The following is a 26,551-nucleotide window of genomic DNA, read 5'->3' as shown; positions in this document are numbered from 1 at the left end:
TATCTTAGCGCTACAGCCAGCAGAGAAAGTAGTTTTACCAATTATTGTATAAAAATAAACCATTCTTCGTTTTTATTTTATAGCTGGTAAATGACAAAATCACAAGTCATTTTCACTTGAATAATTGTACGTTTAAGCAATGTTACGCTTTGTTTTTTCTTACTTTTCATCATAAGTTGATAGCTGGTTATGCTACAGTAAAATCGTCTACTAGACACTAGTTCAAGCCCAGCATATCCCGCTTAATATGTTAAAAATTGTAATTATCTTGATGGTGGTGGTAATGGCATTTATCAGTATAAGTTAACGCATTATCTTTACTCTACTAAGGTTTGTGAGGTGAAAATAGCCAGCTATAATTTTAGTTACATCGACTGGCCAGTATTGAGTTAGAACATTGCTCTATAACATTGATAATGTCTGGCAATTAACCTGGAGTATTATTATGATTGAACTGAAAATACAAAAAATTGGCGCTGGCTTGGGCGTGGAACTTCCTCTGGAAGTACTGAATCAGCTAGAGACCAGTGCCGGGGAAAGTATCTTTTTGGAAAACATGTTTGATGGCACTTATAGCCTGACTAAACACGATGAGAAGTCTGCTGAGCAAATGATGTTAATTGACGGTCAAATGCATGAGGAAGACTCCTAAAAATATCACCACACCATAAGAAGTAAAAATGAGTCGTAATAAACTGCTACGTTATCAGAAAATTTCTGTTGCCAATGTTTTTGACAAAGAAAGCCAAGTAATAAAACAAATACAAGCAGGTGAACTTCAGCAGTGTCTAATGTTATGGCAAGCTAAACAAGCTACTTTGGTGTTACCTGCAGGTAAGAAGTGGCCAGAGTCAGATGCCCTTAAAGCTGGCTTATTAGCGGATAATTGGCTTTTGCATGCACGTAAAACCGGTGGTGCACCTGTGCCGCAATGCCCTGGGGTGATAAATATATCTCACCTTTATTTATGGGCAAGTGACACGCCGTATTCAATTCCCCAAGCTTATAAAAACTTATGTACGGTGTTACAGGGTTTTTTCCTGCAATTTAACTTAGTTAGTCAAGCGCACGCCACAGAGTTTTCCTACTGTGATGGCGATTACAATATGAATATCAACGGCAAAAAAATTGTTGGTACTGCGCAGCGAGTTATCTTGAAAAAAGGCGGTGGCAAGATAGTGTTAGCCCAAGCCTTTATTCTTATTGATGTGTTATTAGATGAGATAATCAAGCCGGTTAACTTGTGTTACCAACTAAGTGATAAAACGGAGCGGGTTAAAGCACAAGTGCATACTGCGCTTTTTGATAATATTACTGAGCGACCGACAATAGAAAAGTTATATAAGCAGCTTACTCAAGCTTTTGTTGAGAGTGGCTTGTATTGATAACACAACTACCAGTCATAGTTCATCCGTCATTAAAAGCAGCCATCAAAAAAGTGGTCAGCTTATTTCCTAGTAGCTAGCTCCTAGCTACTACTTTCTAGTCGTTGCTTGTTAATTATTACAGCCTAGCTCTCGTTTTTTAGCTGTAAGTAAAGCTCGGAAAATTTAACACGTTTTTTATACCCTTTAAAAAAGTGTTTATGAATGACCTTGCCATTGTCATCAATGACCACGACACCCGGGTAAGGAATACCGTAATGCTCATCACCGATAGCATATTCACTATTAACAATATTGTAAGCCAACATAGTTTGTACTTTCTGGTCGGATAATAATGGGTAACTGATATTTCTCTGCTCAGCGAACTTCTTTAATATGTCGGTATGATCATACGAAATAGCCGCTAAGCCATAGCCTAATTTGGTAAACCGTTCAGCCAGATCGTTCAATTCAAGAATATGTTTTTTACAAAACGGACACCAATCGGCAGAGCGGAAAAATAAGATAATAAGCCCTTGTTCACCAGAGAGCTGTTTGATATTAACGGGCTGCTGGAGAGTATTAATAGCTGTGATGGCAGGCGCTTGCTTACCTAGTGATGGGCCAACATCAATGCTGGTGTTGGCAATAGCGTTATTAGTAAATAATAAGAGTAGCGAGATAAGTACACTCAGTATTTTATTATTTGTTTTGAAATTTATTATATTGTTCACTTTGGCTACATTCTGTTGTGGATTCTGAGCTAAAAGACCGTTTGATGAAGTAAAAATTTCATCACAAGGCTAGATTCTACTGATTCCATGATATTTAACCATCATCAATGGCAAGTTTTAAGCGTTCACTTAGTGACCAGTAAATTAGTATGACCAGAAAATTAGTCCGATTGGTATTATTAGGGTGAGCTATTAGTTTCTATAATTAACACAAACGATGATTTTATCAGTATCATAAGCGCCAGTAATTTTTGCCTCTCAAAAGTACTCAACCTATGGTAAAACCAGTGAATGACAGCATTTGTCCTTTATGCAAACAAAGTAATCGTTGCGATGTTAAGTCTAGCAATGGTTGCTGGTGTATGAGCACCCAAGTGCCAGCGGCGCTGCTAGCGAAAGTTCCTGTAGCTCTTAAGGCAAAGGCTTGCATTTGTAATCGCTGTATTGAGCGTTATCATCAGCAACAACTATCAATAAATACTAAAAGCATTGGTAAACGCATAGACTAAATAAATTGAATTGTATGATGTGTAAAAAGAAAGACACACGTAAACAACAATTATTTATGTTTTAACACTACGAAAATAGCGCCCAGCAAAGTAAAATACAGCCCATGAAAACACTTTCTTGTCACAATTATGAATAAAGCTCAAGCAAAGCACGTAAGCCAAGCAGTACATCAGCCAATCCTCAGCTCAAAAGCCAAAATTGCCATTATTGGTGGTGGTGTTGCGGGCTCTACCATAGCGTTGCGATTTGCTGAATTAGGCTTAGACACCACGTTAATAGAGAAAGGTCCGAGTTTAGTTAATGGCCCACCAATTTGCCATTTACATGCTGGCGGTAACTTGTATCGTGAAATTTGTGATCAGCAATGCCTAACTTTATTACAGCAATCAATAGATACCGTTAAAGTTTATCCACACAGCGTGAATATTCGGCCGACACTTATTGCCTTGCCTAAAACCGATCATGGCCAACCAGAAGACTTATTACCTCGTTTAGAAAAGCTACGCGCCAGATATGCAGAACTGGTAGTTCAAGATGCGAGCAACAAGGTATTAGGTGAGCCAGAGCAGTACTTTCAATTTTTCTCGCGAGCAGAGCTTGATGCACTAGTAAATTTACCCTTACCAAGTGTGGCAACAGCCGACAGTGATTGGTTAGTCGCCTTTGCCCAAAATGTAGATTTAGACAGTATTAAATTTCCCGTATTACTGGTGCAAGAGTACGGTTTGTCGGCATTTCGTTTTGCTGCGATTACCAATTTAGCGATAGAGCGTTTACCCAGCTGTCACCTTAAAACGAATAGCCAAGTGATCGCCATTACTTCGCAAGAAAATACTCAGCACGAGAATGCACTAGGCTGGCAAGTATCTACTCAACAGCAACAAAGCCAAGTGATTGAACACAGTCATTATGATTACGTCATTAATGCCTGTGGTTTTAAAAGTGGTGAAATTGATGACATGGTAAGCGCTAAGCGGCAACGTATGGTGGAGTTTAAAGCCGCATATGTTGCCCATTGGTCTAAATGCCAAGGCTTATGGCCTGAAGTTGTTTTCTATGGCGAGCGTGGTACTCCGCAAGGTATGGCGCAATTAACCCCTTACCCAGATGGCTATTTCCAGCTACATGGTATGACACAAGACATTACCTTGTTTGATCAAGGCCTAGTGGCCAGTTGCCAAAATAGTGCTCAGCCCAAATTAGCACAACGCTTTATTGAAAAGATTGATAAACACTGGCCTGAGCATGTGGTGAATAATAGAACCTTAGGCTCAATTGCCCATATTGCCCAATTTATCCCCACTTTTAGCACCGCAGTGGCAGCGGCAAAGCCGTTATTTGGCGCTCAGCAAATTCCCGGAGAAGATGCTGACTTACGCGCAGCGGATGTATCTTTTTATGGTCAACATTATGCTCGTGCCGAAATTGTGAAAGCTTCATCGGCTTTAGCCGCAGCTGATGCTATTTTGGCAAATTTAGTGGAGTGCGGCTTAGTTGCTGAGTTAGAGTTGGGTAACTACTTAACGGAACACTATTTTCCCATAAGCCAGCAATGTTCTGCCACCGAAGTCACAGAGCAAGCAATCGCTTTAGCCAAACAGCGTGATTACCCTATTGCGTTGGCAAAGAACCTATAAAGCGCTCTTTAAAGTCAGCTAACGATAAGATTGAGTAAATTAGAGTTAGCTGGAATAAATAACAGTCGTTATCGCTGTAGTGCAGCTAATAGCTCAGCAAAAGTATCAAAGCACCACTCTGGCTGATATTTACTAATATCTTCACCATAGTTATAGCCATAAGTTAAGCCGACACTGTCTATGTTGGCTGCTTTTGCCGCTATGATATCGTTTTTAGAATCACCAATCATCAAACACTGCTCGGCAGTTACTTTAAGCTGTTCTAAAGCATAAGTTAATGGCGCTGGGTGGGGTTTTCTCTCAGCTAAAGTATCACCACCAATGAGTATTTCAAACAGTCCACCTATGCCTAAACCCGCTAAAATAGGCTGGATAAATACGGCTGGTTTGTTGGTAATGATAGCCAAACGGAAGCCCGAGCTTTTTAATATTAATAGACCTTCTTTTACATCGTCATACAGAGCCGAGTCAATGCATAAGCCATCTTGGTAATGTTTAAGAAAAATACCTAACGCGTCATTTACCAGTGCTGGCTCTAATTGCTCATTAATGTCTGCTGAGCCGGATAATCCACGCTCAACTAGTGTTTGTGCACCATTACCGACCCAGTGACGAATCGTCCGCTGACTATATTCCTTCTGTTGCAAGTCTCGTAGCGTTTTATTTAACGCTAAAGCAAGATCTGGGGCACTATCAACTAAGGTGCCATCGAGATCGAATAAAAGCACATTTTTTTCTTGTAGGGTCACAAAATTCTCACTGGGGGTAAGGTCAATTATGGCGCTATTCTAGCATTCAAATGGCTAGGATTCATGACCACTAGCGAAAATAGCTAGTTAGCTAAAAACTAGCTATATGTTGCGTAATAATAAGCTAAGTAATTATTTATCAATAAATATGTAAATGATAATGGTTTTTGTTTCCGTTGTTGCTATCATAGCTATATTATTGCTGCACCTTGTCAGAGGAAGTTATAGCGGCAGCCTTTAACTTGCGGTATTAAAAAGCTTGCTAATGCGAGCATGGAATAACAGTGCCTTACCTTGTCAATAAATTTAATTTAGCTAGCCCTCGTTGGCCAGTCTTCTCTCGAATACTAGCGGCCACCTTTGGCGGCTATGCCTTAGCCACAGCCAGTTCACTTTTTATTAGTCAGTTACTGTTGAATGTGGTGGGTAAATACCAAGCCATACATATAGGGTTGATGCTTACTTTCATCGTTTATGCCTGCGCAGCCATGTGGGTATTTTCAGTGGAAAGTGCAAGTAAGGCTTGGATGGGATTAATTAAGCTAACGCTTTTCTTTACCGTCACAGCTTGGTTATTGATGCAATTTACCGGTGCGAACAGTTAATGAAAGATAACTTTAGACAATCAATGAAGTGGTTTCATACTTGGGTCGGCCTTATTGTCGGTTGGATCCTATTCTTCATGTTTCTAACCGGCACTATGGGATATTTCTATCAGGAAATTACCCGCTGGATGGAACCAGAAAGGCCATTCATTGAACATAACATCAGTAATGAGCAGCTACTGGATACTGCGCAGGCTTATCTTAATAAACATGCGCAAGGCATTGATGGTTGGGATATATATTTACCTAACGTGCGCGATCAAAATTTACGAGTCGGCTGGCGACATCCAGCAGAACCGGGTAAAAAACGGGGTCAATATAAGATAAAAGTTCTGGATATTGCGACTGGTGATAAAGTTGCAAGTAGAGCAACGGATGGCGGCCGATTACTGTATCGCATGCACTATCGTTTGCACTATTTATCAACTGATATTAGTTATTGGATTGTTGGATTTTGTAGCATGTTAATGTTGCTTGCGGTTATTACTGGCGTAGTTATTCATAAGAAAATCTTCAGCGATTTTTTTACCTTTAGAGCGAAAAAGGGTTTGCCCGGTTGGTTAGACATTCACAATGTCTTAAGCGTTATAGCACTACCATTTCACTTTATGATCACCTATAGCGGTTTGCTATTCTTCCTCTTTACTTACATGGCGCTAAGTACCAACTTACAAACCAATGATGATGAATATAGGGAAATGCGCAAAGAGATATATCCGCGTATCGCCCATTTAGAAAAGGCAAACCAACCAGCTGAAATGTTGGATGTTTCAGTGCTATATCAGCAAGTAAAACAGGTATGGCCAGGACATAAACTCAATTATATAGAAATTTTTTCCGCTAACGATATTAATGCTCAAGTGTTGTTTGTTCGTCATGAAACCGACATTACTTATAATCCTGCCGATGAAGTCATGATAAACGCTGTTACTGGCGAAGTTATAGCGCAGCAAGCTAAAGAGTATACTGGCGCAGGTATGATTCACAATGGCTTCTTCTCTTTGCATGAAGGGCAGTTTGCTGGCCCATTAGCTCGCTGGATATATTTCTTCACTGGTCTTATTGGCACGGCGATGATTGCCTCGGGGTTAATTCTTTGGACCACCAAACGTAAACCCCAACAAATGAAAAAGTCTAATGGCCCTGATTTTGGTTATCGATTGGTTGAGCAGTTAAATATTGGCACCATTGTTGGTTTACCTATTGCCATTGCTATGTACTTTTATGCCAATCGTCTATTACCCCTTGATATGGTTGAGCGCGCTGCCTGGGAAGCTCACGTGATGTTCATTAGCTGGGCAATATTATTAATTTATCCAGCGTTTCGCCCTGCGGCTAAAGCTTGGCCTGAGCAATTAACATTGGCGGCGCTGGTTTACCTGACTTTACCGCTAGTGAATGCACTAACTACAGATAAACATTTAGCTAATAGTTTGCCTCAGCAAGACTGGAACTTCGCCGGCTTTGATTTAACCTTTCTGGTCGTTGGTGGTTGTTTTGCATTTGCTGCCTATAAAGTCAAAGTCTTGCAAGCAAGCAAACGTTCCAGTAAACAATCAAGTAAACAAAGAGTTCAGCAGAATAAGCCGCCAGTACTAGCAGCGAATGAAAGCCTATTGTCGTTGCAGCAAGTGAATAAGGAAAAGTGCTAATGTTAGTACTAACCAGTTTATGCTTCATTGCTATGGTGCTGTTTTGTTTAGCGATGACAAAACATAGGGAGCAAGTGATAGTGCATGAGGTTTCTATTCTTGCGGTACGTTTTTTCAGACCTTTGGCTTGGTTACTGTTGTCTTTCACTGCCTATTTAAGTGTCGAACTATATGGTTGGTCTATTGGGCCAGCACTGCTATTTGGTGCACTCACCATAGCGATTTTATTACTGACATTACTTTTAACCTACCGAGCGAAAATAGTGCCGAAATTAGCCATTGTTATGTCATTAATGGCGAGCATTAGTATCTTTATTAGCTAAGCCTTAACACTGAATGCCAAACATCTAATAGCTAACATCTAGCACCTAAAAGCAGCTTTATCTTTTCTTCTGTTGAAATCGATTATTGATGGTGATGGCTTGCTAATTCATCAGTACTTGCTTAAAGTCTTCGGCAATTTGTTGATACAGTATTATCGCAATAGATATTAGTGTTATAGGCACTGTTGTTTTAGGTACTGTTCTAGTCATTGTTGAAAATTAGAGGAAGTGTTGTGGAGTTTGCCAGCTTAACTATTGAAATAGCCTTATTTTTATTTACCATCGCCATTGTTGCCGGTTTTCTCGATACCTTAGCGGGCGGCGGCGGCTTATTAACCTTGCCGGCGCTAATGATGAGTGGCATGCCGCCTTTAGCTGCGCTGGCAACTAATAAACTGCAATCAAGTATGGGCACGGGTACTGCCAGCTTGATGATGTTACGAGGTAGGCGAGTACGTTGGCATCAGGTGAAACATCTAATGCTCTCTGCTTTTATTGGCTCTGCCATTGGCACAGTAATCATTCAGTTTATTGATGCAGAAATGCTGACGGCTGTTATTCCTATCGTTATTACCATCATTGGTTTTTATTTTTTATTTACGCCGACGATTGATGAAGATAACAAACCGGCAAAAGTCTCATCTGCGAGTTATAAAAGATTTGTTGTACCGATTATTGGCTGTTACGACGGTATCTTTGGCCCTGGTACCGGTTCATTTTTCACTCTTGCAGGGCGAGCATTACGTGGGCAGAAGTTTCTTGAAGCTACCGCTATTGCAAAAACACTTAATTTCTCCACCAATATAGCTTCACTTATCGTATTTCTATTTGCCGGCCATGTGATTTGGCTGGCAGGTATGGTCATGATGGTCGGGCAGTTTATCGGTGCTTGGTTAGGTTCACATTGTTTATTCAAAATACCGGTTAACTATTTACGCTATCTAGTGGTATTTATGTGTTTTGCCATGTTAATTAAATATGTTTCGGCATAGGCATAGGGAAAAAAATTGTAGAAATAAAACTAGTCGAGGATTAAAGTAAGCATGTTGGTCAGGGCTAAGCCCCTCAATTTTTAAGGATAAATTAATGTCATTCAAGCGTGTTTACCAGCCTCTTTGCTATTTTTTCTTTGTTGTATCCTTGTCCGCTTGCTCGATGTTGCCAACAGATTTTGAGCAAGTAGCCAGTCACGCCTATAGCGATACCGAACAAACTTGGCTGGGTAAAACCGCCAGTAATATTCAAATAGATGATAGCGAAAACTCTGCTATGTACTTAATTAGCGAGGGTACCGACGCTTTTTTAACACGTATGGCTTTACTGTCGAAAGCTGAGCGCTCGGTGGATGTGCAATACTTTATCTGGAAGGCCGATATCATTGGTAAATTACTGATGGATAAAATGATAGAGCTTGCTGATAAAGGTGTACGGGTTCGCTTGTTATTAGATGATTTGAACATTGATAGTGAAACAAAAGCCATACTATTCGCCATGGATCACCATGAGCTAATTGATGTACGAATTTATAACCCTTTTTCATCGAGCGGCTATAAAGCTCCAGCCGCATTGGCTGATACTGCGCGTATTAACCGACGTATGCATAACAAGTCATTTACGGTTGATAGTCAATACACCATAGTGGGTGGTCGTAACATTGAAGAGAGCTACTTTTCCGCTAATGTCAGAAGCAATTATGCCGACCTTGATATAGTGGCTGTGGGTCCTGTCGTCGCGGAAGTGAACGAGCAATTTGATATTTACTTTAATAGTCCCTTCGCTATTCCTGGTTATATTTTTGATGATCATAAATCTCATAAAGATGCTTTAGCACAAGTGAGACAAGCGCTGTCTGCTTATGTTTTATCTGTGCAGGACTCTGATTATGTCCAAGACCTAAGAAACACGGCAATGTATAAACGCATTGAAAGTGGCTTGGCTGGAGATAATGAACAGTTAATTTACCGCGGTAAGGCACATGTTATTTATGATAGCCCGGATAAAACTTTAGGTAAGTCTGAGCTTGAAACCACTTATTTGATTACTCTGCTACGCTCACACGCTAATAAAATTGAACATAGCCTAGAGCTGATATCACCTTATTTTGTTCCCGGCGATAAAGGTACTAAACATTTAGTCGCTTTAGTTGAACAGGGCATTAGCGTTAGAGTGATCACTAACTCACTCGCCTCTACCGATGGCATTATGGCGCAATCAGGTTATGCCCGTCAGCGCTATAACTTACTCAAAGGTGGCGTTGAGTTATATGAGCTTAAACCCAAGGCAAAATCTAAGGCCAGTCGTTCGTTAAGTCGCAGCGCCGAAGCCAAAAGTGCGCTGCATGCAAAAACCTATATTTTTGATCGTAAAGAAGTCTATATCGGCTCATTTAACTTCGATCCTAGATCAGCCAATATCAACACTGAGTTGGGCGTAGTATGTGAAATACCAGCGATGGCAGCCTATATAGCGACAGAATTATTTGATAAAAATCTCAAGGCATCGGCTTATCAAGTCACTTTAAAAAATGATGCGGTGGTTTGGCTAGAGACTATTGATGATGACGTGATTGTCCATGACGTTCAACCAGAAACTAGTTGGTGGCGACGTTTTAATTTAAACCTGTATTCAATTCTTCCCATTGAATCTCAATTGTAAAAATCGTATATAGGGTTTATCTCAACACTATTACATCATTTTACCGATAGCTTGTGATAGTTCGGGCTCACTGGCTAAGATAGGTTTTATTTTTTCCCCGGGTAACCAGATAATATCCACCAAAGAGGTCGCGGTAATACTCTCGGCAGAAAATCCCGATAGTAACGATACAGCACTTAATGTTTCACCTGCACCTAAGACACTGGTAATTGTTTTACCATCTTGCTCGCGTACTAATTCGACAGTACCTCGGGTGATTATACCTAAGGCAGAAAAAGCCTTACCCGCCTTAGCTATTTCTTCATTGGGATTATAAATACTGTGTTGCATAATGCTGTTCACTTTTTCTTGGGTACTTTTAGGTAGCTCTTGTAACCAAGCGAGTTGTTTCATTAACTGTTCACCAGAAGCTGAGTTTTCGATATTTGGCGCTTTATTGAGTGCCGCCATGCGCTTCTCCACCGCCATGATCATGCGTTCTGCTTCGGGTTTATCAAGTACCGCTTGTTTAAGCTGCTGCGAGATAACCGCTCGTTCTCTATACAAGAGTAACCGACAAGCTGAGTAAGTTTCTAAGCTATGGATGATCTCAGGAAAGGCTTCACGTAAGCTGGCGATATAACACAGTGTGGTTTTTTTGTTGTCCTCTACCATAATATGCACGGCTTCTGCGGCTTTATCGTTAGGTGCTAACTCATCAACATGGGATTTAAGTTCGCTTTGGGCCTGAATAAAACCTCGAGCAACTTCATAACTTAATGATAAGCGATTAAAGCTGAGTTTTAAGGCGAATTTCTTCATTGATTTAATATTCTTTAAAGCATTTAACAGTGGCGGCGTTTGCCACAAATTTTCTAGCTCAGAACGTGGAGCTATGGTGGGTGTGCCATCTAAGGCATGTTCAACCGAGGATACCAGTTTGTTCGTTGCCCCTTCACCCAAGGTGCCTTGTTCAAATTGAGTCCAATAATGTTTGCGCTCTGTTTCGAGTAAGCGCCGTTGATAGGCGGTGACCAATTCTTCTTCACTGATTTGCTCCACTTGGGTTTGTCTACTGACCGCGTGAATACCGGAAATTTTCTTTACTTGTGGCCAGTTAGCGCCTTTTAAAAACTCATCGGCCATCATCTCGGGTAAAATAGCAGATAAGGTTTTATTCACCTCGCCCCCCGCTTTATCAACGGTGGCTTGTTTGGCTTCGGGTAAACGATTCAGCGCTAATTTTTTCAGTAACCAGCCCATGCTGCCACCATTAAGTAACATGGTGAGTACAACAATTCCGGCGCATAAAAACAGAATTTGGTCGCCAATTTCTCTAGGGATAAGTTCATTTTGGGCAACAGTAAGTGCCAAAGCTAATGATACCGCGCCGCGTAAACCGCCCCAAACCAGTACAATAGCTTTTTCACGGGTAATGCCAATGCCAATACGTTTAAGTAGCGGCATAAACAAGGCGACTGAAAAGCTGCGAATAAGCTGTATGCTGATATATAAAATTAGCAGAGTAAACCACATTTGGCTGTTATCTAGTTGCACTCTGCCGGCGATGAGTGTGCCAACCAAGAGAAAGATAATGGTATTGGCTATATGGGCCATCATTTCCCAAAAATGATGTAAAAAGCCACTGACCTCAGGAGATATTTTAGTACGGCCTAAGCTAGCAAACATTAACGCTAATACCACCACCGCCACTACACCGGAAACATGTAATGCTTCGGCGACCATAAAGGCTAAGTATGAGACCACGATAGAAAGAGTAATTTCAATCATAGGATCGTTGAATACTCGGCCAATCCAATGAATAACAATAAGACCAAAGGCCGCGCCGATAAAGCCGCCAATAAATACTACCCGCAAAAAATCCCAGGCGATTAGTGCCGGATTTATGCTCGCTTCGGTAGGGCTTACCACCATAGAAAGAAATAGCATAAAAAAGACAATTGCTGTGCCATCGTTAAATAAAGACTCACCTTCAATTAACGTTTCTAGTCGTTTCCGTGAGCTTAATTCTTTTAGTAATGCCACCACAGCAACGGGATCTGTCGCACTAATAAGAGCACCAAACATAAAACATAATGGCCAACTCCAATCCCAAGGAAAGGCATATTTTGCTAGTACCGCAGTTAACAAGGTTGCCACCATTAATCCGGGCACGGCCAATAGCGCAATTTGCCCAAATATCCGCCGAAATAAATGTACTTCCATGGCAAAGGCGCTTTCAAAAATAAGAATAGGCAAGAAGAGCCATAAGATTAAGTGAGGGTCGACGTCGGCGACCATTAAAACGGTAGCATCCATCAAAGGTATATATTGCTGGAAGACGCCACTACGTTGGATCAAACCTAGTGCCAAGCCAATGACCAGTAGTGCAACCGAATAGGGGATGGGAGTATTCTTTAGTGCATCACGGGTGATGGCACCAATTATTAGTGATAGCACCACAAATACCAGCACCAACATACCAGTTTCAAAATGCATGATCCTTACCTATCAGTTAAGGGCGGATTCGTTAAGTATAGTAAAATTTTTTTAGCAAAACCTTCTTTAACGACTGAGTTAGTCATGTTAATTTAAATAAACACAATGTTAATAATATTTGACATAGAGTCGGCTGGGTATTACCTTGTGTTAAGTTTATTTAACATTTAAAACCCAGGAAGGTAATATATGATTTTAAAAAATAGTAATTTTAGTGAACAAACAGCATGGATTAGTGTGATTTTTACTGTATTCATTGCTTGGTATTATGGTACGGGTTTGATGCAACTCGAGGGGACTTTTTCGAGCCACGCAGAACAAGTTGTTGGTTTATGGGTAGAAACAATAATTGTTAGCACTATTTTTGTAGTAATAGCCTTTATAGCATTAGCTGTGATTAAAAAAATCACCGGCGATGATGAAGACATCTCTTTGGTTGACGAAAGAGATGAGCTCATTGAGGCGAAAACGACCACTTGGGCCTATTTTAACCTGAGTACTTGTATTGCTATATTACTTGTACATGTATTTTGCCAAGGGGTTATTATTAATTATCCCTTTTTTAGTAACGTGCCACCTATCGACTTTATCATTCATGGTCTGATGTTTTCAGGCTTATGGGTTGAGTTTGTTGCACGGGCTACACAAATTTATCGCTACCGTAAAGCGGCTTAGTTGCAGGGCTTAGTTAACTTTAGAAATTAATTTTAGAAGTTAACCTGAGTAGTTAATTTGAATCGTTAATGTGAATAGTTAACGTAAATAGTAAGTGTGAGTAGTTAAGGGTAAAAGACATGACTAAAAAACCAAAAGGTATTATTAGTAATCAGTTAAGAAAAAAACGCTTTGAAAAAGATGAGATGACTCAGCAAGAGCTAGCCAAAGCTTTAGGGGTAACTCGGCAAACAATTGCGGCTATTGAAGCGGGTAAGTATTCACCGTCATTAGAAGTAGCTTTTTGTTTAACTGATATCTTTGCTACACCACTTGATGAGTTATTTCAGTGGCAAGCCAATGATAGTGAAATCAATAAAGATTAAATACAATAAACTTTATTTAGAAAGTTAGCATCACCGCGGGGTACTCATGGTGATGCTTTTTTGTATTAGGCTGAATAACTTCGCAGACTGTTGAATATTGTTGATCAACAAGTGTGAACTGTAATGGTCAGTAATTACCACTGAGCCGACATTAGGTTACCAGTGTCAATCACTGTTTATGATTAGATTTTGTATCTGTAAACTGTCGAATTAGGTTGTGAATAATAGCGGACAAAAATGTGAAGTAAATTGAAATTGGATTAACTGTATTTTGTCCATTTATCTAATCAACAAAGTGGACTTTTCGAACCACGAAAAGCCCACTAAGAGTATTTTAACCGATTTAGTCGTTGCTACTTTGTTTTAACAGTTTAATTTGTTGATCTTTCATGTACATTGGATGATATGGCCCAACAGGCATACTACCAATAAACCGTCCATTTGCTTGTTTAGCATAAGTCGTATAATCAGCTGCTGCGGTATTGATTGCTGTTGCTATTGCGCTAACGAGTAAACCAGCTATTCCTCCGCCACCATTTACAGATAAATCAATAACAACCGTTCCATTATATTGCCATAAAATCTCAGAGGTTTTGGTTGATTTGATCTCTGCATCGATAGAAACCGTTAACGTTGAGGCTAAGACAGTATATGAAGTATCCCAATTAACAATTTTTGTAAATAGTACTGCATCCGCGCCAAAGTATTCATGAAACTTATTTAGCGGTACATCATAAACTAGCTCACTATCATAAATGCCTTGTTGTCTTAATACATCAGCAGTAAGTTGATAAGGAAAGGTATAATAACCATGTAAAGCAATAGGCATTTCAACTGTCGTGGAATAATAATCTTTTGCTTCGGCATCAGTACTTAGGTTTATTGGTGGCATAACTAACAATGAGCGAGGCTTTTCTTGGTACATTTTAGGGAATTCTTCCCCTTTTGTTACGTAAGTTGGCGCTACGCAGCCGCTGAGAAACAGTATCGATATGGTTAGTAGTGAAGTTTTTATTTTTTCAATGATATTCATTTTGATTATCCCTTCACTTTTGCTTTTTTAATTAAATTTTCCATAAATCTGCTTGATTCAGGATAAATGCTTTTTTCTTGTTCAAAAAATTCAATCGCCTTTGGGTAATTATTTGATTTTAATTGAATATAACCTAAGTTTGCATAAATTCCCGGTGGAACTCTTACCGCTTTAGCATTTGATTTTTTGATAATGTTTTCTAATGAGCTCTGCCATTGCGAATCAGCTTCATGGCCACTTTCTTTTTTCAGGGTATAAAAACTTTCAGAGTAATTTTCATACATATACATTGGTGGTGTTGATTTACAGCCACTAAGAATTACGGTAAATAACAGAAGTGTTAATACTAATTTCATGTTGATCCTATGATTATTGTTATTGGTATTTTTATTGGGGAATATTTATTTCTTTTTCATGATCATCGCCGAGTAATACGTCACGCTGAACAACTACCTGACCTCGTTTGGTAACTATAATTGTATGCTTACCTGGTGTTACCTTATATTGTTGTTTAGGGCCTGCTTTGGTTACCAAAAATGCAGGAGCGCCATCAATAGAAACTTCAGCGTTTGTAATATTTCCTGTGAAATAAAGATAAGATACTGGTTCTGTAGTCATTTGACCTGAACTATAAGTGTTGTAACTACTACAAGCTGATGTCATAGCCAGTAGTAAAAATATAAATAATGTCCGAATAATATTCATTTTAATGTCCTTATGTTGTTATTTAATAATTTCTTGAATAAACAAATCTTTATAATCATTTGCTTTGATATAAGTGTCCAAGTTTCCCTCTATTATTTGGCTAAATGAAACTTCTGATTCTGGTGATTCGCCATATGAACTTATCACTTTAACTTTAGCAATCGTTTTACCGGGTAAGGTGATAAACATACCTGTTTGAGGATTCTTAACTTTTTTACCCGCCTTGACTACTTCAAAAATTGCCCCTTGTTTAATATTCTGAGACTTACCACCAGAAATTATCAAATTGCCTTCATCATAAGAAAGAACATAAGAACGCCATGCTTTACCTAACATATTTTCAACAATATTTGAGGCTAAATCGGTAATAGCAACATCTATTACTTTGTCATTTAACGAACTATCGTAAGCGGCTTTGTCACCCACACCTAGTACAGTACCTGCTTCAGAATAAGCTATGCCTTTACCTTTTTCTGAGTAGATAATTTGACCTGTAGAGACATCAATAATACGAATATTTACAGTTGCATTGGCTTCTTGACGTTTAACACGTGAGAAAACGCCTACATCGCTAACTTCTTTACGTCCAAACTCCGTAATTGAACCAACAATTATAAAATCAGCTGCGTTATTTAGTGCAGAACTGCCTGACATAGAGAGTTCTTTTTCAATTTTGCTTAAGTCAGCACGCTCAAGCATGATGAACTTACCCGTTTCAAATAATTTTGATGAAAGAATATCCATGGCTTGTTTACCAATACGGTTATTATCGTTATCAATAAAAAAGCTTTGTCCGTAGGTTGTTTCGTTGGTGAAACGACCAATAGCAACTTTTCTTTTTAGATATCTAGTTTGATCGGCACTGGCTGTGATTGTTTTACTTATAGCGGGAGATTTAACTGGTGTGTTGTGAATTTCTTTTTTTTCAACCGTTGCACAACCGGTGAATATTAGACTAACCGACATAGCTAGCATTAGTGTTTTATAATTCATCTTATTCCTTGATAACATTAAAAATTTAAAAAATATTAACATAAAAAAATAAAGGTTCCCATTTTTCTGAGTGATTTTATCTACGACTTTAAACCATTCATTCAACAGTAAATTTTTTATATTTCAAGTTATTTAAGCAAGCCCTGAGTATTCGTTATTGAGCTAAGGCGTACCTACAACATCGAAAGCAATGCGGAAATCATTTAAATGTTGAGCGCACAATATTCGTATGATGCAGGCACATGATCTGAACACGTTAATTATGGTGGTATTCAGACTTAAAGGACTATATAGCGCACGGAGAAGTCCTTAGCGGCAATTTGTATTCAGCAGCCTTTTAAGGGGAGTGGAGTGCTCTAATAGTGTCTTGCGGGTATTTAATGTGACTTATCTCAGTTGAATAATCACTGATGCATTTAATTAAATGTACTTGATTAAAAAATTCCACGAGTAGCAATATTTTTACTCGCTGTTAAAAACAGTTTGATTTACATAGACATCCACACCTTTGAAATAATAAAATTTAAATCAAAATAATAACGACAGGAGAGTATAAGTGGCATCGTTCATAGAGTTTTTACAAGGTAATCCTTTATATATCGTTGGCTTGTTTTTTTTAATTATTTTTTTATTGTCAGTTTGCTTAAAAAAGCAATTAAATTGTTAGTGATAGCGTTTATATTATTCATAGGCTACAGCTATTACCTGAACGATATCTTTGATGAATACCAAAGTTCAAATGAAGGTTTTGGGCTATTGGAAAGCAAGGCGGAAAAACTAGTAGATAAAGTCAAAGATACATTAGATCAATAATCAAACTTGAGCAGGTGAAACGGAATGAAAGTAGCAAACTTTTAACAGCCACTTGACTAACTTGATACTAATTGCATTTTGGCTTTAAAGTTAGCTCAACGTTAAAGCGATCAAAACCGCTCTGTAAAGATCTATCCAACTTTGAAGTTAGGTTGCAGAACTGGTTATTGCCAGTCCTGCTACTTTATATATAAAGCTACGCGATTACACAGATTTAAGCTTATCAATTGACGGATCTTTTGCCCCCATGATAAGTAACCATAAACATGTACCAATTTCAGCAATTGATGCAGGTAATCTGACAAAACTAGGAATATCTAGCTCTGGCAGTAGTATTGCTCCGGTAAATCGAATCAAATAACTAATACAACCAAACATTAATAAGATGCCAAAGACTCTCGGTATCAGTCCTGACTTAAATACTAAGTAGCCGAAAGGAAATAACCATAATCCCCAAAAAACTTGAACTATTGTTATGCCATTATTGTATGAACGTAACATTGTCATAACTTGGGCACTTATTTGTTGTGGGGAATATAGCTCTAATAGCGCGGTGTTATTTATGACTGTTAATACATCCAATTTTCCAATCAAGTTAAAAATAGAAATAGGCACACTAATCACGGCAAAAATGACCATAAAAAGGGCAACTTCACGGTTAGTTTTTTCAAATAATTTAAAAAGAGCAAAAGGTAATGCTAAGAAGGCGATGTAACATAAAACGCCACTAAAAATACCCACCCGGAATAAAAATTCTGCAGTTTTGATATTCTCTACAGTTAAAGCTGGGTTATCCCACACTATGAGTTGAGAGGGAACGTAAGCCAAACTCACAATGCCAGTAAGGACAACAATCAAGTAGAGTAAACCAGCAAGTCTAGCATTTTGATTTATTGACATTAATTTACCCTTGGTCTGTATTAAGGTTATTTTTCTGGCAGTTCAACTGCTCATTAGCTTTTGGCCAATTCCAAGCACTCCAAACGATGAACAAACAAATAAAAATTTCAATAACTCCCATCAATATATAGAAGCTCCGCCACTCACTAATTGAAGAGTAAACGGTTAGTGTCATGATGATGGCATAAAAAGCGCCAAATAAGATATTGAGTACCTTACTAAATTTTGCCCTTTGACCTAAAGAGAGGTAAACCATTAATGCAGGTACAGACATTAGCACTGCGACGATAACAAGCTTCATTGGTGTTGTGGTGCCTAGTCCCATAGCTCCATCATTGAACCCCATAACTCGGCCCGGTATCATCAGCGAAATAAAGTCAGCATAAATGAACATGAACATTAAGCTTGCCCATAATGCAGAGAGTTTTATTTTTATATTTATTTTAATGTCTTCTAGTTGCTTCATTTTATTTCCTTTAAGTAGTTAGCCGTAGAGAGCAAACATAGTGCCATTATATATAATGCGATTAAATCAGTTACTTATGTTGTTATAGGTAATCAATTATTGTCAAATCAGTTATTGTTTAGTAAATATCAAAACAGCGGTTAGTAAATTCGACCAGTGCTAGCAGTCAGTTGTTCCATTTCGATATTAATATAGTGCGATAGGTGATTCATTATTAAATAAATGCTATCAATTATCATTTGCTTTTGTCCAGCTATTGCTTAAAACTCTATCTCGCCTTATCATAAATAGAAATAATAATTGTTATTGTTTGCAGCTGTGATTTAGAGAGTGTTATGTTGTTAAGTTTTATTCCCGCCTGGCTGGCCTGCTTTATTTGGTACGGTACCAGTTCACGGCAAACTTTTTTGAAAAAGTCGCTACCAAAATTAGTTAGTAGCATTACCGTAGTAATCCTACTATTGCTGATGTTAGTTATTTTATTGCAGCATTTGCCGACCGTTTCGGCACTAATAACCGGTTTTTCGTTGGTTTGTTGCTTTCTCCCCTTAGTTACTCTGATAAGTGCTTATAAAAAATATTACTTACATCTCAGTAGTGCTTTGATTTTTTTACTAGCGCTATCTTCACCTTTTATTAGTTGGTTAGGACTTAATTTTGGGAGCTATAGCTGATGTGGTCACGTACTTTTGCCGGGTTTTTATTAGGCTTATTGATATCCGTTTCTGTGGTGTTAAATCTGAATCTGCTGTTACCAATAAAAGAAGATACCATGTTATTAATTGGACTTTTGTGCGCTTTCCCTATTTGGGCAGGTATACAAGTCTGGGCTTATTCATTTACTAGTGCGAAGAAGGCTTGGTTAAAGCTAACTATGGTTCTTACGCCCTCGGCTTTACTCAACCTTCTACTACTTTCACTGCGGTAATTAAAGATGAAACGTGATGCACTAAAATCGCTAACCAATGCGCATGCTTGGGTTGGCCTAATTATTTCTACCATATTATTTATTATATTTTTTGCCGGCTCGTTGAGTTTGTTCCGTGAAGACATTATTTCTTGGGAACGCGACCCTTACTTTGTCAGCAGTGAAGAGCTTGAAACTTTTTCCATTGATGCGGTTATTAGCCAAGTAGCAAAAGATTATAAGGTGAATACTCATGGCTACTTTATTTTGCAGATGCCAACAGCAGAGCTGCCAAGTACGAATATATATTTTGAAGAAAAAATAGTAGCAGAGGCTAATCTACCTGATGATCTTGAGGATCATCTAGACGAGCATGTTGAAGATCATATCGATAAACACCTGATCATTTCACCAGACGGTAAAATACTGGGTGATGGCAATGCTTTTGAATGGGGAAATTTCTTATATCAACTGCATTACAATTTACATATTCCTGAGGTGGGTTTGTACTTTGTTGGTGTGGTGACCTTATTCTTTTTTGTCGCGCTACTAAGTGGTGTCGTCATTCACTGGCGTAAGATCATCAGTAAATTCTTTCAATACCGTAAAGACGGTAAAAAAGATAAATTACTCGATGCCCATAACTTGATAGGCGTTATGGGTTTACCATTTCATATTATGTACGCATTTTCAGGTTTGGTATTTAACCTATTAATTGTTTACCAAATATCTTATGCGGTTGCCCTGTATGGCGGTGATCAAGCTAAGTTATTTAAAGCCGCAGGTGTGGTTGATATTCACCTTGAGGAAACGAATGTTGCCATTCCGGTGCAAGGTTTAGATAAGTTATTGCTAACAGCAAAATCATCTCTAGGGGAGGTAGATATAATACGTATGTCTATCGACCATTTTGGCGATGAAAGTGCCTCGGTCACCTTTCGTGGTGATGATAAAAGTCAATTTTCAACGCGCAAAGAAGTGACGTACCATATTGCCTCGGGTCGTGAGCTTTATCTGACCAAAAATAATTATGATAATGATATCCGCGGTGGTTTAGCGGTTATTGCTAGCTTGCATTTTGGTGACTTTGCTGGTTATTCACTACGCATATTGTTTTTTGTCTTGGGTATAGGTACCTGTTATATCATTTTAACCGGCAACTTAATGTGGTTACAAAAAAGAGCTAATTTACGTAGTGAAAAACAAAATAAACTTGGCTTACAACTCGTTAGGGCAATGACCACAGGTGGTTTTATTGGCACTATTTTCGCGACAGCGGTAGGTTTTCTGTGCGCTAGGTTATTGCCATTAGAATTACTGGGTCGTAGTGATGTAATTGGCCAAATTTTCTTTGCTTGTTTAGCGGCTAGCTTGATTGCTTCATTACTGATTAAAGCGCAACAGCAGTTCGCGGCAATCTTCTTAAAAATTACCGCACTGGCTTTAGCGATGATACCTGTTTTAGATTGGTTAATGTTGTCACAAGGTATTGTTGTTATGTTTAACGCAGGGCACTTTGATGTACTTATTGTCGAAGTCATGTTGTTAAGCTTAGCGTTATGTTGTTGGTTAGTATCATCAAGGTTATTTAGTAGCGCAGAAGCTGTTATTGATGAGCAGCTAATAAACACGGATGAACTTACTGAAAATTCAATAGGTAAAGCCAGTGTCATCAATTAAAGTCATTCGTTAAGTTCAGTCGCTAAGAGATTTTTAACATTTTTTAGTCTCTAGAGTAATGAATAATAAAAAAGGAGCCAATTGGCTCCTTTCTTATATGTAGTGAAATTTAGTGACAGTGTAAGTTAACTACTCTGTCTTGAACTAACTAAAAACTCCCTCTAACACTGACACTAATTTGTCGAGGTTTACCTAGGGTAATATAGTGGGTTTGTCTGGTAGCAATGTATTCATCATCAAAAATGTTTTTACCAATTAGATAGACTCCGACACTTTGCCATTCATAACCTAGTTGCATGTTGACTAAGGTACGGCTGTTATTATGCAAATCAAAGTTTGCATCTTCTTCGGTTAGACCTCGAGCGTATGGGTTAACGTCTGCTAGTGAGTCACTGGCATAATTGGCATTTACATCAGCAAAGAAGCCACTATCAGCAACATAAGTACTGCCTATAGTGGCAGTCCATTCAGGTGAGTTAGCAAAGCTACGACCCGATAGGTCAATGCTTCCTTCACCTGGTATTTCCAAGATATAGTCAGTAAATTCACTCTTCGCCTGACCGAGTGCTGAATAGAATGTCAATTGATTATTAAGCTGATAATTTACTTCCACTTCAAAACCTTTTACCGTTGACTTAGCGGCATTTCCAGTTTCGGTATCAAAAGTATTTTCAGATAACTGTGCCACTACTTGTTGATCTTGCCAATCAACATAAAAGATATTGGCATTCGCTATTAACGCACCCTCTAACCAACTAGAACGTAAAGATAGCTCATAGTTATCGGTATACTCAGCATCGTATTGGAATGACTCTGCTCTCGCATCATTGGTGCCAACACCACCGGAACGGTAGCCTTTTTGAAAAGTAAAACTGGTGGTTAAGTCTTCGGTCCAGTGATAGCTGGCGCCTATTTTAGGCAATAAGGTATTAAAGTCAGCATCAACCAGTGGGCTAGTCTTGCTTGCTTGTTGCAATGTGCCGAGAATGTATGCATTTAAGCCGGTAACTAAAGGGATGATGCCTTGATAAGGGGTGCCTTGATAACTAGCGGGATCAGGCATTAATTGACCATTTAGTAAGCTTAAATTTGCGCTGCCAGCATTTTGTTGTTGCTCACGATCCCAGCGTAAACCGGCATAAATATCCCACTGCTCAGATATTTGATAAACAAAGTCAGTGAAAATAGCATAGCTAGTTACTTCACTTTCTGTGGTTGAAGTATTTAAATAGCTTACTGGATCAAAAGCACTGTACTGGCTCATAACTAAATCAGCGGTACCAGCATCTAAGCCATAGTTTCTTTGTAAGAAGCCGCTATCTAAACCAACACTCGCTAACTTGGTATAAGAAGTACCAGAAAGATCGGTGTTTATTTCTTCATTGGAGTAGTAAGCACCGATAATGCCCTGCAATTTTTCATAATCAAAATTAAAGCGTAGTTCCTGACTGAGGCTATCAACATCGGCATCATAAAGTCGGGTGCCTAGATCTGCCGGGGTATTATCACCATCCCAGTCATAACCTGAATTGACAGCAGAATAGGCGGTAACGGCGGTGAAACTCCATTCATCATTAAGCTGATAGTCAACCGCTAGTGTGATCAAGTCGGCATCATAAAACTGTTCTTGTTTATCATTGTTATTGGTATAACGCTGGTCATAAGTGCTGCCAGTCTCCGCTTCATAAACACCGAAGGTGCCACGGGTGTTTTTAGCATGGGTGTAGCTTAGTTGTACTTCAAGGTCTGGTATCGCATCGGGAGTCAGTAAAACTTTTAGCCGATAGAGATCATCTTCATTAAAATCGCTGGTCTCGTTACGGGTAATATTGGTATTAAAGCCATCTATTTCCTTATGCTCGCCGCTAAAACGGAAGGCTAGTTGGTCTTCGATAATACCGCCACCAAAAGAGAGCGCAGCTTCTTTTTCACCGTATTCACCGCCCTGTAAGCGATAAATACCTTGCCATTCATCGGTGGGCTTTTTGGTGTTTAAAATTACCGCACCGGCTAAAGCATTACGACCTTGTAGTGTTGATTGAGGGCCTCGTAAAATTTCTACTTGTTGTGCGTCCCAAGTAGAGAAACCACCGCCGATTATCATCTGTCTTGGTAGCGCCGCGCCATCAACATAAACACTGGCTAAATAGCTATTACCACCACCAGAAACATTTTGACCGTTTATGCCACGAATGCTAAAGCCATTTGACGGCGTTGCGTAAGCATTGGCGGTAAAGCTAAGAGCATCATTAAAATTAGTTATATTTTGTTGTTGAAATTGCTCACTGGTGATAACAGCGACACTGGTGGTGGTTTCTTGCAGAGTCCGCGCAATTTTTTGACCGGTGACAATAATTCTTTCAATTTGCTGTTCTTGCTCAACAACTGCTTGAGTATCGGTATTTGCGCTGACTGTGGCAGACAATAAAAGACCAGCACTTATTGCGCTGGCCACGAGAGATAATTTCATTAGTTAGACCTTTAGGATAACGGTATTGGTAATCGGAATGATAGTCGTTTGCATTAACTGGTCTGATGTTATCAGTAAGTACTGATATTGAAAACAACTTTGTACAAATAGATGACAACTTCTAACGGGTAATTAATATGCTGGTTTGAACTAGTCGAAATTCTTAGGTGAAAGTACTAGCTTGTGTGTCTTGGAATTAATTGGCAATAACATATATAGGTAATTAACAGGCAGAGTAATAGTTAAGAATAATAACCAGTAAAATCATTGTATAAGCGGGCAGATGATTCTTATTTTTCGTGCATGTTATTTGGCTAACTCGGCAAGTTTTATGCTGGTAGATATTGCTGAGGTCAGAGTTAGACTGAAAAATAGCTGTTTTTGAAAACCAGTAGAGAACCTAGGGCTCTCTACTGGTAATTTAGTTAACTAAAAACTGCCTCTAACACTTAAACTAAGCTGCCTTGGCTGACCGATAGTAAGGCGCTCTTCGCCATTATATTCTAAATACTCTTTATCAAAAATGTTGCTGCCTAGTAAGTAAACACCAATAGAGTCCCATTCATAACCCAACTGCATATTAACTAATGTGCGGCTATCATTTTGCACATCATAATATTCGTGGCCGGGTTCGTGGCCACTAATATAAGGGTTAATATATCCTGGTGAAGTACTGGCATAATTAGCGCTGACATTGGCAAATAAACCATTATCAGCGGTATAAGTAGCGCCAATATTTCCGGTCCATTCAGGGGGATCGGCAAAACTTCTGCCTGATAAATCATAAACATCATCGCCATTAACGGCACTTATGCCACTCGTTTTGGTGTTTGATTTAGGTGCGGCAACTAAAAATTCAGTAAATTCACTTTTTGCCTGCCCGATTGATGAATAAAGTTTAAACTGGCTATTTACTTGGTAATTTAGCTCTAGCTCAAAGCCCTGTAGTTTAGAGCTACCGGCATTTTTTGTCTCACTATCATAAACATTACCAGAGAGTTGTATTCTGACTTGTTGATCTGTCCAGTCAATATAAAAGATATTTGCATTAGCGACTAAGGCACCCTCTAACCAAGTAGAGCGTAATGAAAATTCATAATTATTGGTATATTCTGGGTCGTACTGATATGCGGTTGCGGTTGCGGTATTAGTACCGACACCGCCAGAGCGATAACCTTGTTGAAAAGTAAAACTAGTGGTTAAGTCTTCATTCCAGTGATAGCTAACACCAATCTTAGGTAATACAGTGTCAAAGCTGGCATCAACTAACGGGGTTGTGCCATTCGCGTTTTCGACACTATTGTGGATAAAGGCATTAAGTCCGGTGATTAATGGTATGATCCCTTGATATGGTGTGCCTTGATAACTGGCAGGGTCTGGCAGTAAATGGCCATTGTTCAATGCTACCGTGCTATTGTCGGCATTTTTCTGCTCTTCACGGTCGAAACGTAAACCTGCGTAGATATCCCATTGCTCGGTTATTTGATAGACAAAGTCGGTGAATAACGCATAACTGGTCACCTCTGTTGTTGTCTCGCCAGTATTAACATATAGAGCAGGATTAAAAGCGTCATATTGCGCCATTACTAAGCCAGCGGTTCCCGCATCTAGACCATAATTTCTCATTAAAAATTCATCATCTAAACCGGCTCTATCTAATGATAAACTACTCAAGCCAATAGTTTTACTACCTATGTCTTCATTAAAATAGTATGCACCGACTATGCCTTGCAGGTTTTCATAGTCAAAGGTCAAACGTAATTCTTGACTAAATGTATCAATGCTCGTGTTCCAATTATTTCGACTTAGCTCTTCAGCAGTGCCATCGGCATCTCGAATTGAACCGTCATCAACTGTAGAATATGTGGTTACTGAGGTAAAATTCCATACATCATTGAGTAGATAGTCAAGTTTTAACGATACTAAGTCGGCATCATAAAATTGCTTATTGGCAAGATTGTTATAGACATAAGCATGACTATAAACAGAAAATTCTTTAGAGGCGTTGCCATAATTAGGATTGTTAATCCAGTTCAGGCCGCGCTCATTTTCGGCATGGGTATAAGATAACTGAGCGCTAAGGTCTGGCAGGGCATCAGGGGTCAGTAAAAACTTTAAGCGATAAAGTTGATCTTCGCGAGCATTGCCTGGTTGCTTAAGGGTAAGGTTTTCAATAAAACCATCGGCTTCTTTATGTTCACCGCTAAAACGAAAAGCGAGCTGATCTTCAATAAGGCCACCACCAAAAGCGATTGCCGCTTCTCTTTCGCCGTATTCACCAATTTGCAATCTATACTTGCCTTGCCATTCATGCGTTGCTGCTTGAGTATTCATTATTATCGCACCAGCTAATGCATTTCGGCCTTGCAGGGTCGATTGTGGTCCCCGTAAAATTTCTACCTGATTGGCATCCCAAGTAGAGAAACTACCGCCGTCTATCATTTATCTGGGCAATGAGGCACCATCAACATAAACACTGGCTAAATAACTATTACCGCCACCTGAAACATTGGTACCGTTAATGCCACGAATACTAAAACTACCATCGGCAGTTGCATGGGTATTTGCTGTTATCGTTAGGGCATCATAAAAGCTGGTAATATTTTGTTGCTCAATGTCCTGTGCGGTGACAACGGCAACACTGGTGGTGGTTTCTTGTAGGGTACGGGCAAATTTCTGACCGGTAACAATAATTCTTTCAATTTGTTGTTCTTGCTCATCGACTTGCTGAGTATCAGTATTTGCGCTGACAGTGGCAGACAATAACAAACCAGCACTTATTGCACTGGCCACGAGAGATAATTTAATTTATTAAAAAGGAGCCTTTTATGGCTCCT

General features: G+C 39.1%; 24 protein-coding genes. 12 read left to right on the top strand and 12 right to left on the bottom strand.

The genetic code is table 11. The annotated features are described in order from the left end of the window. Nucleotides 1-397 precede the first annotated feature (397 nt). A complete protein-coding gene (locus HRT55_RS13435; RefSeq protein WP_291622055.1) occupies nucleotides 398-652 on the top strand; it encodes a hypothetical protein in 255 nt (84 codons plus the stop codon). Nucleotides 653-680: 28 nt separating this feature from the next. Beyond that, complete coding sequence (locus HRT55_RS13430; RefSeq protein WP_291622052.1) at nucleotides 681-1,385, top strand: lipoate--protein ligase; 705 nt, start codon at nucleotides 681-683, stop codon at nucleotides 1,383-1,385. 125 nt (nucleotides 1,386-1,510) lie between these two features. Here HRT55_RS13430 and HRT55_RS13425 read toward each other — a convergent pair whose 3' ends face one another. Further along, on the bottom strand, nucleotides 1,511-2,098 hold the full coding sequence (locus tag HRT55_RS13425; protein ID WP_291622050.1) for a peroxiredoxin family protein: 588 nt from the start codon (nucleotides 2,096-2,098) through the stop codon (nucleotides 1,511-1,513). Between the two features lie 275 nt (nucleotides 2,099-2,373). On the opposite strand from HRT55_RS13425, the gene HRT55_RS13420 reads away from it, so the two are divergent. Then, a complete protein-coding gene (locus HRT55_RS13420; protein WP_291622048.1) occupies nucleotides 2,374-2,607 on the top strand; it encodes a cysteine-rich CWC family protein in 234 nt (77 codons plus the stop codon). A gap of 129 nt (nucleotides 2,608-2,736) precedes the next feature. After that, nucleotides 2,737-4,245, top strand: a complete 1,509-nt coding sequence (locus HRT55_RS13415; RefSeq protein ID WP_291622046.1) for an FAD-dependent oxidoreductase — start codon at nucleotides 2,737-2,739, stop codon at nucleotides 4,243-4,245. 68 nt (nucleotides 4,246-4,313) lie between these two features. Here HRT55_RS13415 and HRT55_RS13410 read toward each other — a convergent pair whose 3' ends face one another. Beyond that, nucleotides 4,314-4,994 carry a phosphoglycolate phosphatase gene (locus HRT55_RS13410; RefSeq protein WP_291622044.1) on the bottom strand — a complete coding sequence of 227 codons (681 nt, stop codon included), beginning with the start codon at nucleotides 4,992-4,994 and terminating at the stop codon, nucleotides 4,314-4,316. Nucleotides 4,995-5,278: 284 nt separating this feature from the next. Here HRT55_RS13410 and HRT55_RS13405 point away from each other — a divergent pair, with 284 nt between their 5' ends. The 5 genes from HRT55_RS13405 (at nucleotide 5,279) to HRT55_RS13385 (ending at nucleotide 10,229) form a co-directional block, all read left to right on the top strand. Continuing rightward, a complete protein-coding gene (locus HRT55_RS13405) occupies nucleotides 5,279-5,599 on the top strand; it encodes a hypothetical protein (RefSeq protein ID WP_291622042.1) in 321 nt (106 codons plus the stop codon). Next, entirely contained in the window at nucleotides 5,599-7,251 is a 1,653-nt protein-coding gene (locus HRT55_RS13400; RefSeq protein WP_291622040.1) for a PepSY domain-containing protein, read from the top strand. The genes HRT55_RS13405 and HRT55_RS13400 overlap by 1 nt, the downstream gene beginning before the upstream one ends. After that, nucleotides 7,251-7,574, top strand: a complete 324-nt coding sequence (locus tag HRT55_RS13395) for a DUF3325 domain-containing protein (protein WP_291622038.1) — start codon at nucleotides 7,251-7,253, stop codon at nucleotides 7,572-7,574. Before HRT55_RS13400 ends, HRT55_RS13395 begins: the two co-directional genes overlap by 1 nt. A gap of 233 nt (nucleotides 7,575-7,807) precedes the next feature. Continuing rightward, nucleotides 7,808-8,566 (top strand): TSUP family transporter, encoded by a 759-nt coding sequence (locus HRT55_RS13390; protein ID WP_291622036.1) that lies wholly within the window; start codon nucleotides 7,808-7,810, stop codon nucleotides 8,564-8,566. Nucleotides 8,567-8,660: 94 nt separating this feature from the next. Then, a complete protein-coding gene (locus tag HRT55_RS13385; protein WP_291622034.1) occupies nucleotides 8,661-10,229 on the top strand; it encodes a phospholipase D family protein in 1,569 nt (522 codons plus the stop codon). Between the two features lie 30 nt (nucleotides 10,230-10,259). Here HRT55_RS13385 and HRT55_RS13380 read toward each other — a convergent pair whose 3' ends face one another. Continuing rightward, nucleotides 10,260-12,707: a cation:proton antiporter gene (locus HRT55_RS13380; protein WP_291622032.1), complete on the bottom strand. Its 2,448-nt coding sequence runs from the start codon at nucleotides 12,705-12,707 to the stop codon at nucleotides 10,260-10,262. A gap of 189 nt (nucleotides 12,708-12,896) precedes the next feature. On the opposite strand from HRT55_RS13380, the gene HRT55_RS13375 reads away from it, so the two are divergent. Further along, a complete protein-coding gene (locus HRT55_RS13375) occupies nucleotides 12,897-13,382 on the top strand; it encodes a hypothetical protein (RefSeq protein WP_291622030.1) in 486 nt (161 codons plus the stop codon). A gap of 119 nt (nucleotides 13,383-13,501) precedes the next feature. Continuing rightward, nucleotides 13,502-13,747, top strand: coding sequence for a helix-turn-helix transcriptional regulator (locus HRT55_RS13370; protein WP_291622028.1), 246 nt, complete (start codon nucleotides 13,502-13,504; stop codon nucleotides 13,745-13,747). A gap of 343 nt (nucleotides 13,748-14,090) precedes the next feature. Here HRT55_RS13370 and HRT55_RS13365 read toward each other — a convergent pair whose 3' ends face one another. From HRT55_RS13365 to HRT55_RS13340, 6 genes are all read right to left on the bottom strand, one after another. Continuing rightward, on the bottom strand, nucleotides 14,091-14,780 hold the full coding sequence (locus HRT55_RS13365; protein ID WP_291622026.1) for a GNA1162 family protein: 690 nt from the start codon (nucleotides 14,778-14,780) through the stop codon (nucleotides 14,091-14,093). Nucleotides 14,781-14,785: 5 nt separating this feature from the next. Beyond that, the gene (locus HRT55_RS13360) at nucleotides 14,786-15,136 is read right to left on the bottom strand and encodes a DUF4810 domain-containing protein (protein ID WP_291611100.1); all 351 of its coding nucleotides are present in this window, start codon (nucleotides 15,134-15,136) and stop codon (nucleotides 14,786-14,788) included. Between the two features lie 31 nt (nucleotides 15,137-15,167). Beyond that, on the bottom strand, nucleotides 15,168-15,485 hold the full coding sequence (locus tag HRT55_RS13355; protein ID WP_291622024.1) for a hypothetical protein: 318 nt from the start codon (nucleotides 15,483-15,485) through the stop codon (nucleotides 15,168-15,170). A gap of 18 nt (nucleotides 15,486-15,503) precedes the next feature. Beyond that, entirely contained in the window at nucleotides 15,504-16,478 is a 975-nt protein-coding gene (locus tag HRT55_RS13350; protein WP_291622022.1) for a CsgG/HfaB family protein, read from the bottom strand. 1,017 nt (nucleotides 16,479-17,495) lie between these two features. Then, nucleotides 17,496-18,191 carry a DUF4386 domain-containing protein gene (locus HRT55_RS13345; RefSeq protein ID WP_291622020.1) on the bottom strand — a complete coding sequence of 232 codons (696 nt, stop codon included), beginning with the start codon at nucleotides 18,189-18,191 and terminating at the stop codon, nucleotides 17,496-17,498. 4 nt (nucleotides 18,192-18,195) lie between these two features. Further along, nucleotides 18,196-18,657: a DUF6326 family protein gene (locus HRT55_RS13340; protein ID WP_291622018.1), complete on the bottom strand. Its 462-nt coding sequence runs from the start codon at nucleotides 18,655-18,657 to the stop codon at nucleotides 18,196-18,198. A 934-nt stretch (nucleotides 18,658-19,591) separates the two neighbouring features. Between HRT55_RS13340 and HRT55_RS13335 the strand changes: the two genes are divergently transcribed. Further along, the gene (locus tag HRT55_RS13335; RefSeq protein ID WP_291622016.1) at nucleotides 19,592-21,244 is read left to right on the top strand and encodes a PepSY domain-containing protein; all 1,653 of its coding nucleotides are present in this window, start codon (nucleotides 19,592-19,594) and stop codon (nucleotides 21,242-21,244) included. A 148-nt stretch (nucleotides 21,245-21,392) separates the two neighbouring features. Here the strand turns inward: HRT55_RS13335 and HRT55_RS13330 are convergent, their stop codons facing one another. The 3 genes from HRT55_RS13330 to HRT55_RS13320 all read right to left on the bottom strand — a co-directional run bounded on the left by HRT55_RS13330 (nucleotide 21,393) and on the right by HRT55_RS13320 (nucleotide 26,507). Beyond that, on the bottom strand, nucleotides 21,393-23,714 hold the full coding sequence (locus HRT55_RS13330; protein ID WP_291622014.1) for a TonB-dependent receptor: 2,322 nt from the start codon (nucleotides 23,712-23,714) through the stop codon (nucleotides 21,393-21,395). 429 nt (nucleotides 23,715-24,143) lie between these two features. Then, nucleotides 24,144-26,156: a TonB-dependent receptor gene (locus HRT55_RS13325; protein WP_291622012.1), complete on the bottom strand. Its 2,013-nt coding sequence runs from the start codon at nucleotides 26,154-26,156 to the stop codon at nucleotides 24,144-24,146. Then, nucleotides 26,157-26,507: a Plug domain-containing protein gene (locus HRT55_RS13320; RefSeq protein WP_291622011.1), complete on the bottom strand. Its 351-nt coding sequence runs from the start codon at nucleotides 26,505-26,507 to the stop codon at nucleotides 26,157-26,159. Nucleotides 26,508-26,551 lie beyond the last annotated feature (44 nt).

It is taken from the genome of Colwellia sp. (assembly GCF_013214175.1).
Lineage (GTDB): Bacteria > Pseudomonadota > Gammaproteobacteria > Enterobacterales > Alteromonadaceae > Colwellia.
Note: the sequence above shows the minus strand (reverse complement) of the source record. Positions and strands in the feature narration are given on the sequence as shown.

Bases quoted from the DNA above. Each gene is read 5' to 3' on its own strand.
- HRT55_RS13400 (WP_291622040.1), top strand. From the start codon at position 5,599: ATGAAAGATAACTTTAGACAATCAATGAAGTGGTTTCATACTTGGGTC.
- HRT55_RS13325 (WP_291622012.1), bottom strand. From the start codon at position 26,156: ATGATAGACGGCGGTAGTTTCTCTACTTGGGATGCCAATCAGGTAGAA.
- HRT55_RS13395 (WP_291622038.1), top strand. From the start codon at position 7,251: ATGTTAGTACTAACCAGTTTATGCTTCATTGCTATGGTGCTGTTTTGT.
- HRT55_RS13385 (WP_291622034.1), top strand. From the start codon at position 8,661: ATGTCATTCAAGCGTGTTTACCAGCCTCTTTGCTATTTTTTCTTTGTT.
- HRT55_RS13350 (WP_291622022.1), bottom strand. From the start codon at position 16,478: ATGAATTATAAAACACTAATGCTAGCTATGTCGGTTAGTCTAATATTC.
- HRT55_RS13340 (WP_291622018.1), bottom strand. From the start codon at position 18,657: ATGAAGCAACTAGAAGACATTAAAATAAATATAAAAATAAAACTCTCT.
- HRT55_RS13430 (WP_291622052.1), top strand. From the start codon at position 681: ATGAGTCGTAATAAACTGCTACGTTATCAGAAAATTTCTGTTGCCAAT.
- HRT55_RS13355 (WP_291622024.1), bottom strand. From the start codon at position 15,485: ATGAATATTATTCGGACATTATTTATATTTTTACTACTGGCTATGACA.
- HRT55_RS13335 (WP_291622016.1), top strand. From the start codon at position 19,592: ATGAAACGTGATGCACTAAAATCGCTAACCAATGCGCATGCTTGGGTT.
- HRT55_RS13380 (WP_291622032.1), bottom strand. From the start codon at position 12,707: ATGCATTTTGAAACTGGTATGTTGGTGCTGGTATTTGTGGTGCTATCA.
- HRT55_RS13365 (WP_291622026.1), bottom strand. From the start codon at position 14,780: ATGAATATCATTGAAAAAATAAAAACTTCACTACTAACCATATCGATA.
- HRT55_RS13360 (WP_291611100.1), bottom strand. From the start codon at position 15,136: ATGAAATTAGTATTAACACTTCTGTTATTTACCGTAATTCTTAGTGGC.
- HRT55_RS13415 (WP_291622046.1), top strand. From the start codon at position 2,737: ATGAATAAAGCTCAAGCAAAGCACGTAAGCCAAGCAGTACATCAGCCA.
- HRT55_RS13345 (WP_291622020.1), bottom strand. From the start codon at position 18,191: ATGTCAATAAATCAAAATGCTAGACTTGCTGGTTTACTCTACTTGATT.
- HRT55_RS13420 (WP_291622048.1), top strand. From the start codon at position 2,374: ATGGTAAAACCAGTGAATGACAGCATTTGTCCTTTATGCAAACAAAGT.
- HRT55_RS13375 (WP_291622030.1), top strand. From the start codon at position 12,897: ATGATTTTAAAAAATAGTAATTTTAGTGAACAAACAGCATGGATTAGT.
- HRT55_RS13330 (WP_291622014.1), bottom strand. From the start codon at position 23,714: ATGAAATTATCTCTCGTGGCCAGCGCAATAAGTGCTGGTCTTTTATTG.
- HRT55_RS13370 (WP_291622028.1), top strand. From the start codon at position 13,502: ATGACTAAAAAACCAAAAGGTATTATTAGTAATCAGTTAAGAAAAAAA.